The sequence below is a fragment of the Nocardioides sp. genome, from assembly GCF_031422975.1.
Lineage (GTDB): Bacteria > Actinomycetota > Actinomycetes > Propionibacteriales > Nocardioidaceae > Nocardioides.
The window spans coordinates 1-7937 of the sequence record NZ_JANPEO010000531.1 but is presented as its reverse complement, the minus strand read 5'-3'; the positions used below and the strand labels follow the sequence as shown (position 1 = coordinate 7937).

The following is a 7937-nucleotide window of genomic DNA, read 5'->3' as shown; positions in this document are numbered from 1 at the left end:
GGCCGTAGGTCTTGCGTGCGCTGATCTCGAAGTCGCCGGGCAGCACGGCGCCCGGCAGGCACACCACGACGAGGTCATCCTCGACGAAGTTGTGCGCGCCGCAGACGATGCCCTGCGGCTCCCCGGTGCCGTTGGCGTCGCTGACGTCGACGGTGCACCAGTTGATGGTCTTGCCGTTCTTCTGCGGCTCCTTCGCGAGGGTGAGCACGCGGCCTAGCACGAGCGGGCCGGTGATCGCGTCGGCCGGGTTGGTGACGGCCTCGAGCTTGAGCCCGAGCATCGTCAGCTTGTCGGTGAGTGCGCTCAGCGTGACGTCGGCCGGCAGGTCGACGTACTCGCGGAGCCAGGACAGTGGGGCCCTCATCAGATCTCCGTCCCGAACGCACTGGCGAAGCGGACGTCACCTTCGAAGACGTCGCGCAGGTCTGTCACGTTGTGCCGGAACATCAGCATCCGGTCGATGCCGAAGCCGAAGGCGACGCCCGAGTAGACCTCCGAGTCGATGCCGCAGGCGGTGAGCACGCGAGGATTCACCACGCCGCAGCCGCCGAGCTCGATCCAGCCTTCGCCGCGACACGTGCGGCAGGCGTCACTGTCTACGCCCCGGCAGACGAAGCAGACCATGTCCATCTCGGCCGACGGCTCGGTGAACGGGAAGTAGGACGGCCGGAAGCGGGTGGTGATGCCCTCGCCGAACAGTGCGGTGGTCATGTGGTCGAGCGTGCCCTTGAGGTGGGCCATGGTGATGCCCTTGTCGACGACCAGGCCCTCGATCTGGTGGAAGACCGGCGAGTGCGTGGCGTCCACCTCGTCGGTGCGGTAGACGCGGCCCGGACACACGACGTAGATCGGCGGCTCCTGGCTCAGCATCGTCCGTGCCTGGACGGGCGAGGTGTGGGTGCGCAGCACCAGCGCGGCCTCGGCCGGCTCCAGCCAGAACGTGTCCTGCATGGTCCGGGCGGGGTGGTCGGCGCCCATGTTGAGGGCGTCGAAGTTGAGCCACTCGGCCTCGACCCAGGGTCCCTCTGCGACGTCCCAGCCCATGGCGAGGAAGATGTCGGCGAGCCGCTCGGAGAAGGTCGTGATCGGGTGCCGGGCTCCCCGGTGGCGGCGATCGGTCGGGAGTGTGACGTCGACGCTGTCCTCGACCAGCATCCGGCGCTCGTGCTCCTCCTCGAGGATGTCGCTGCGCTCGCCGAGCGCCTTGTTGATCGCGCCTCGGGCCTGGCCCACGCGGGCACCGGCCTCCTTGCGTGCCTGCGGCGGCAGGGCACCGATCTCACGGTTGGCCAGGGCGATCGGCGAGCGGTCGCCGGCGTGGTCGAGCCGGACCTGCTTCAGGGCGTCGAGGTCGGCGGCACCGGCGATCGCGGCGATCGCCTCGTCGCGCATCCGCTCGACCTCCTCGGCCTTGAGCGGGGTGACCTCGACCGGGTCGTAGTCAGTGTTGGGGCCGGACATGGCTCCCTTTCCTTGCGTCTGGGAAGGACGCAGCGATTCTAGAAGTGGGTCGGACGGGGGTTCTCCCCGGACCCGGCGACGTCAGAGGACCAGCGGTCGATCAGGCAGATCGACGGGCCCCCGGACACAGACAAGGTCCGGGGCACAGGAATCGCTGACTCGAGGTCACGTCGCCGACTCTACCCCTCGGGGCCGGCGGCGTAGGCGTCGATGATCGACCCGCACGGATCGACCTGCGGCGCTCTCGGCGACACCGCCGTGGCCTGCACGCCGTCCATGTCCAGGCCCGACAGCGCCCCCTCCGCGCGGGAGCGGCCGAGGTTCCACCCGAGCGCTTCGTCGTGGTCGTCACTGAGCTGGTTGTCCGGCAGATGTCTCAGGGCGCAGGCAGCCGCATCGGCGGGCAGCCGCTTCGCGATCACAGGTGCAGCGTCGGCCGAGAGACTCTGCAGGTAGTAGATGTCCAGCGTGCCGTTCGCCTCGTAGCGGTCGATGTTGCGCCCCGCCACCCAGGCGTCGGGGTTGATCGCGGCGAGCCCGAGCACGGCGACGGCGCCGGTGACGAGCGCGAGCCGGGGCAACCGGCGCCCGTGGCCGAGTCCACCGACCACCATGACGAGCAGCACCACGACCCCGAGCCAGCCCTCGAAGACGTCGACGGTCACGCGCAGGGTGGTGAAGCCGTACGCCTCCTGGTAGAGGTTCATCCGGTGCAGCGCCGAGCCGACGACGATCAGCGTCAGCACGCACAGCAGCCCGAGCGAGACCCGCATCCACACGTGGTCCGCCGGCGCGTCCTTGACCTTGCGCGCGGCCGCCCACACGACGAAGAGCGTCAGCAGCGTGGCGACTGTCAGCTGCCCGAAGCCCTGGTGCACGTAGTCGGCGTACGTCAGGCCGGTGGTGTCCTCGACGTAGTCGTGGTCGCCGAAGACGGCAGTGGCCTGGGCGATGAGGAACAGCCCGAAGACGGCGTCGACGAGCAGCACCGGGATGAGCCACTCGAACCGGTTGCCGAGCGCGTCGACCGGCCGCCGGTCCGGTTCCACGCGCGACGGGTTCAGCGCGAGGTAGGCCGCGGCCAGCGTGACGGCGAAGACCAGGCAGCCGACGAAGATCCGGGTGACCAGGTCGTTGAAGCTCAAGGACGGCACCAGTGCGTCGATCCAGGTGGCGAACAGCGCGTCGGCGGAGGCGAAGAGCGCGCCGAACACGCCAAGCGCGATGAGCGACACCACGACGGTCCGCACCACCGCAGGGGTCCGGCCGCCGGTGCCGACCACGCGCAGGGCGCGGCCGAACCACGGCAGCCCGCGCAGCGACGACAGCGGCCAGGAGATGCCGGCGAGAAGGAAGCCGGCCGGGGTGCGGGCATCGGTCACGCCGATCAGGAACACCCCGGCCGCGGCGAAGACGCCCAACAGCGCGATGCCCGTGGCGTCGAGGAGCATCAACGGCAGCACGAGCAGCGACGCGAGTGCGGTGCAGGCGATGGTGAAGGCGCTGCGGCGGTGCCGCGCGGTGAGGTACGCCGCACAGCCGGCGCCGCACAGCACCAGCACCCATGACAGCCCCGGCGCGGTGAAGGTCATGGTCGCTCCGGCCAGGACCCCGACCAGGGCGCACGCCACCACGACACGCAGCCCGGCGAGCCCGGGCCGCTCGGGCCAGAAGCTGCCGAAGACGGAGTCCATCCCGAGCGGTGGCGCGGGCACACCGCTCGCCAGCGGGACGTACGCCTCCGGCCCGGAAGGAGGCGGCCCGGAAGGAGGCGGCGCGACGGTCGGCGGGGTCGGAGCAGTCACGGTGGTTACCTCGGACGGAGTGGGCGGGTCGGTCAGGTCGGGGAGCTCCAGTCGGAGCAGGGCGCCGGGCTGGTCGGGCGCAGGGTCGATGAAGCGCAGGGTGCCGCCGTGGAGCTGCGCCACCCAACGGGCCACGGCCAGCCCGAGGCCCGTGCCGCCGCCGGCGACATCGGTGCCGAAGCGCTGGAAGACCCGCTCCCGGTCGTCCGCAGCGACCCCGGGGCCGCGGTCTGCCACGGTGAGCCACCAACCGGTCGGCGTACGCGCGGCGGCGACGTGCACGGGTGAGCCCGTGGGCGCGTGACGCGCTGCGTTGTCGAGGATGTTGATGAGCAGCTGGCGCAGCCGGGCCTCGTCGACGCGGGCGATAAGTGTGTCGTCGATGGCAAGGTCGAACTCCCCCGTGCGACCGGCGGAGGACACCTCTGCGATGCACTCGGTGACGAGGGCCCGGACGGGGATCTCTCCGGGCTGGAGCCGAGTCACGCCGGCCTCGAGCCGTGACAGCTCCAGCAGGTCGGTGACGAGCTGGCGGAGTCGCTCTGCCTGGGCGAGCGCTCCGTGGAGGTGCGGGGCGTCGGCGGGGACCACACCGTCCGCGAGGTTCTCCAGCACGGCGATCATGGCCGCCAGCGGCGTCCGCAGCTCGTGCGACACGGTGGCGATCAGGTCACGTCGCTCGGCCTCGACCAGCGCGAGGTCGCCGGCCATCTGGTTGAACACCCCGGCGAGCCGACCCACCTCGTCGCTCGAGGTGGTGCGAACCCGGCCCGAGTAGTCCCCGCGCGCCATCCGCTGCGCCACCTCGGTCATCGATCGCAGCGGCGCGACCATGCCCGCTGCCAGCAGTTGGGTCACACCGAGGGTCAACGCGACGGCCACCGGGAGGGTGAGCCACACGGGCACCCCGGCCGCCGTGCCGAGGGTCGCGAGCAGCGCGACGACGACGACCGACACCGCCACCAGTGCCCCCAGCTTGACCTTGATGCTGGTGGCCGCGTCGAGAAGCCTCACGACGTGGGCACCTCGAGGGCGTAGCCCACCCCGTGCACGGTGCGGATCCAGTCGGCGCCGACCTTCTGGCGCAAGGCCTTGACGTGGCTGTCGACGGTCCTGGTCGCAACGCCGTTCAACGCAGCCTCACCCCAACCCCAGACCTCGGCGAGCAGGCGCTCGCGGGTCAGCACCTGACCCGGCTCGCGGGCCAGGCACACGAGGAGGTCGAACTCGGTGGGCGTGAGGTGCACCTCGGCGTCACCGATGGTCGTCCGCCGTCGTCCGGGGTCGACACACATGACCCCCAGCACCAGCGGTGACCGATCTGTCGAGGTCGCCAGCTCGGCGGCGCGGTCCACCCGACGGAGCAGTGCCGCTATCCGGGCCACGACCTCCCGCATCCGGAACGGCTTGGTGAGGTAGTCGTCCGCGCCGACGCCCAGCCCGACCAGGATGTCGGCCTCGTCGTCGCGGGCCGTGAGCATCAGCACCGGGACAGGCCGCTCGGCCTGGATCCTTCGGCACACCTCGTGGCCGTCGAAACCGGGCAGCATCACGTCGAGCAGCACGACGGCTGGTCCGGTCTCGGTGGCCAGTGCCACCGCGGAGGGACCGTCGAAGGCCTGGGTGACGAGGTAGCCCTCGGCTCGGAGTCGCTCGGTGAGCTGGTCGTTGATGACCCGGTCGTCCTCCACGACCAGCACCCGTTGTCCACTCATGGCCTGAGCCTAGGAGCGCGGGTGGGCAGGAGACGGGGACGACGCGTGAAGGTTCTGTGCAGATCCACCGCGAGACAATCCGGTGTTCGAGCGTCGGCCACGGCCCTACCCTTGGACGGTGCCGACCACCAGCCAGCTCCTCGCCTTCGCGCTCGCCTCGATCTTGTTCATCCAGGTGCCGGGCCCGAGCCTGCTGTTCACCATCGGCCGGGCGCTGACGGTGGGTCGTCGCGCGGCCCTGCTCTCGGTGCTGGGCAACGCCCTGGGACTGCTCGCGCAGATCATCGCGGTGGCACTCGGGCTCGGTGCGGTCGTCGCGGCCAGCGCTGCGGCGTACACCGTGCTCAAGATCATCGGAGCCGGCTGGGTCGTGTGGCTGGGCATCCAGGCCATCCGGCACCGCGGTGATGCGCGGCTCGCCATGGCCCTGGGCGAGCGCCATGTCGAGTGCGCCAGCGCGGCCCTGCGCACCGGCTTCGTCGTCGGTGCGACCAACCCCAAGACCATTGTCTTCTTCGTGGCGTTCCTGCCGCAGTTCACCAACACGGCCGCCGGCCATGTCGAGGCACAGGTCGCCCTGCTCGGAGCGCTCTTCGCCGTGATGGCTGTGGTGTCCGACTCGGTCTGGGCGCTGGCCGCCAGCCGCGCGCGCGACTGGTTTGCCCGCAAGCCGCAGCGCCTGGACGCCATGGGCGCCGTGGGTGGCGTGATGATGATCGGGCTGGGCGCGACTCTCGCGGCGACCGACTGACTCAGCCTGGACGCAGGTCCTCGGACGGCCAGTCGACGACGACGCGGGCGCCGACCGTCGGCGCGTCCGTCACCACGACGAAACCCCCGTGTGCTCGCGTCAGCCCGCCGACGATGTACATGCCGAGGCCGGACCCGCCGCTGGCACCGTGCTTCCAGAACTTGGTGAAGATGCGGTTGCGCATCTCCTTGGGGATGCCTTCGCCCTCGTCGTCCACGCAGATGCGCACGCCCGGATAGGCGGCATCGTCCGGCAGAGCCGACAGCGAGACCTGCACCAGCCCCTGGCCATGGCGCACGGCGTTCTCCACCAGGTTGGTCACGACCTGGGTGAACTTGTCGGGGTCGGCGAAGATCTCGGGCAGCCCGTCGGCTGCCGACAGCTCGATCTCCCGGCTGGTGCCCGCGCCGACCGAGTCGACGACGCGCTGGGCGAGCGCCACCGCGTCGGAGCCACGGGGATACAGCGGCAGTCGGCCGGTGTCGATCCGGGCGACGTCGAGGAGCTCGGCGATCAGGCGGACGAGACGGTCGGCATCGGCGTTGACGGTGTGCAGCATCAGCTTGCGCTGGTCGTCGGTGAGCTTGTCCCAGCGGTTGAGCAGCGCCTGCACGAAGCCCTTCACCCCGGTGAGCGGTGATCGCAGCTCGTGGGCCACGGTGGCGACCAGGTCGGATCGTTCCCGGTCCAGCCGGGCTCGTCCACGTCCACTGCGGATGCCGATGGCGATGCCGACCACCGGCGACAGCGGTCGATCGCGCACCAGCCGGGCGGTGGTCAGCACCTCCTCACCGTCTGTGTTCAACCACGACTGCTCCGGGATGCCCGTGCGGGTCGAGATGCTCTGGTCGGGCCGGTTGACGCTCCACCAGTTCCGGCCGTCCTGGTCCTGCAGCTTCAAGACAGCATCGACCCGGGCGCCCGTGGCCGCCTCGATGGTGGTGCCCAGCAGTCGCGCGGCGTGATCGTTGACGAGGGTGATCTCGCCGCTGATGGTGGCACCGACGATCCCGTCGGGATAGAGGTCGGCCAGCGACCGCAACCGCGTGGGCCTCGAGTCGATGCGGGACACCGGCCCACCCTAGGGCAGTCGCTCACTCCTCGGACGGTGCGGCCTTGGGCCGACGCAACCCGGCCCGGCGCAACCGGGTCACGAGCTCGCGGGAACTGACCGCCTCGGCGCCGGCGGCCAGCATCGCCTCGTACCACTCCGACGGCACGTCGTAGTGGTCGCGATCGAACCCGCGCGCGGGCACCCCGACGCCGAGCGCGAACGAGTGCAGCTCGTCCAAGGACTCGTCGCTGGCCAGGTGTGACCACCTACGCTCCCAGCGCTCGACGGCCGGCGGATCGATCATGATCATCGCGGCCCCGTCTCTGGGTCGCCCTGGGCCAGCGGGAGATCGACCCAGAAGGTCGAGCCCTCACCCTCCTCCGACACGAAGCCGACAGTGCCCCCGTGCGCCTCCGCGATCGAGCGGACGATACTCAGGCCGAGGCCGGTGCCGGGCACCGCGCGCTGGCGGGCGACGGTGGTGCGGAAGAACCGTTCGAAGATCCGCTTCTGCTCGTCCCGGGAGATGCCGAGGCCGGTGTCCTGGACCGAGATGCGCGCCATCGCGTCCGAGACGGTCAGCCACACACGCACGGTGCACGGTCCGGGACTGAACTTGATGGCATTGCTGACGAAGTTGAATACCACCCGCTCGATCTCCCGCGGGTCGGCGTGGACGCGTACGCCCTGGTCCGGCACCTCGATCAACACCGTCAGCTCATCGTCGCGAGCTGCGGGCATGACCGCCGCGTCCTGTGCCGCCAGCACACACTGGCGGAGGTCGATCGACTGCTTGTCGGGGACCCACTCGCGCTGGTCGACGGCCGCGATCCGAAGCACGTCCTTGGCCAGCGCGAGCAGCCGGTCGGCGTTGCGGGAGACGCGAGCCAGGATGTCGGCGCGATGGTCGTCCGGCAGGTCGGTGCCGTCCCCCAACAATTCGACGTAGCCCATGATGCTGGTCAGGGGGGTGCGCAGCTCGTGGCTGATGGTGCTGATCAACTCGTTCTTGGCCCGGTCCATCGTCTGCATCCGCAGGTTGGCCTCGCGCTCGCGTTCGAGCGCCGCGGAGGTCGCGGCCTCGACCTCTCGCTGCTGGGCGAGGATGGCCACGCCGCGCTCGTGCTCCAGGGCCAGGCCGGTCGCGAAGA

At 70.6% G+C, this 7937-nt stretch carries 7 protein-coding genes and 1 pseudogene; 1 reads left to right on the top strand and 7 read right to left on the bottom strand.

Annotated features, from left to right (window positions below):
- The 4 genes and pseudogenes from RMO85_RS15870 to RMO85_RS15855 form a co-directional block, all read right to left on the bottom strand.
- Positions 1-364, bottom strand: a pseudogene (locus RMO85_RS15870) (phenylalanine--tRNA ligase subunit beta); the annotation flags it as partial.
- Positions 364-1461: a phenylalanine--tRNA ligase subunit alpha gene (gene pheS / locus RMO85_RS15865; protein ID WP_310529691.1), complete on the bottom strand. Its 1098-nt coding sequence runs from the start codon at positions 1459-1461 to the stop codon at positions 364-366. The pseudogene RMO85_RS15870 and the gene pheS, both read right to left, overlap by 1 nt.
- 179 nt (positions 1462-1640) lie before the next feature.
- Positions 1641-4280 carry a DUF4153 domain-containing protein gene (locus RMO85_RS15860; RefSeq protein WP_310529690.1) on the bottom strand — a complete coding sequence of 880 codons (2640 nt, stop codon included), beginning with the start codon at positions 4278-4280 and terminating at the stop codon, positions 1641-1643.
- Positions 4277-4981, bottom strand: coding sequence for a response regulator transcription factor (locus RMO85_RS15855; protein ID WP_310529689.1), 705 nt, complete (start codon positions 4979-4981; stop codon positions 4277-4279). The genes RMO85_RS15860 and RMO85_RS15855 overlap by 4 nt, the downstream gene beginning before the upstream one ends.
- A 118-nt stretch (positions 4982-5099) precedes the next feature.
- Between RMO85_RS15855 and RMO85_RS15850 the strand changes: the two genes are divergently transcribed.
- A complete protein-coding gene (locus RMO85_RS15850; RefSeq protein ID WP_310529688.1) occupies positions 5100-5732 on the top strand; it encodes a LysE family translocator in 633 nt (210 codons plus the stop codon).
- Position 5733: 1 nt separating this feature from the next.
- Here RMO85_RS15850 and RMO85_RS15845 read toward each other — a convergent pair whose 3' ends face one another.
- The 3 genes from RMO85_RS15845 to RMO85_RS15835 form a co-directional block, all read right to left on the bottom strand.
- Positions 5734-6804, bottom strand: a complete 1071-nt coding sequence (locus RMO85_RS15845) for a PAS domain-containing sensor histidine kinase (RefSeq protein WP_310529687.1) — start codon at positions 6802-6804, stop codon at positions 5734-5736.
- A 22-nt stretch (positions 6805-6826) separates the two neighbouring features.
- Positions 6827-7096: a DUF4031 domain-containing protein gene (locus tag RMO85_RS15840; RefSeq protein WP_310529686.1), complete on the bottom strand. Its 270-nt coding sequence runs from the start codon at positions 7094-7096 to the stop codon at positions 6827-6829.
- Positions 7093-7937, bottom strand: an 845-nt coding sequence (locus RMO85_RS15835; protein WP_310529685.1) for a HAMP domain-containing sensor histidine kinase, incomplete at its 5' end; no start/stop codon positions are given. The genes RMO85_RS15835 and RMO85_RS15840, both read right to left, overlap by 4 nt.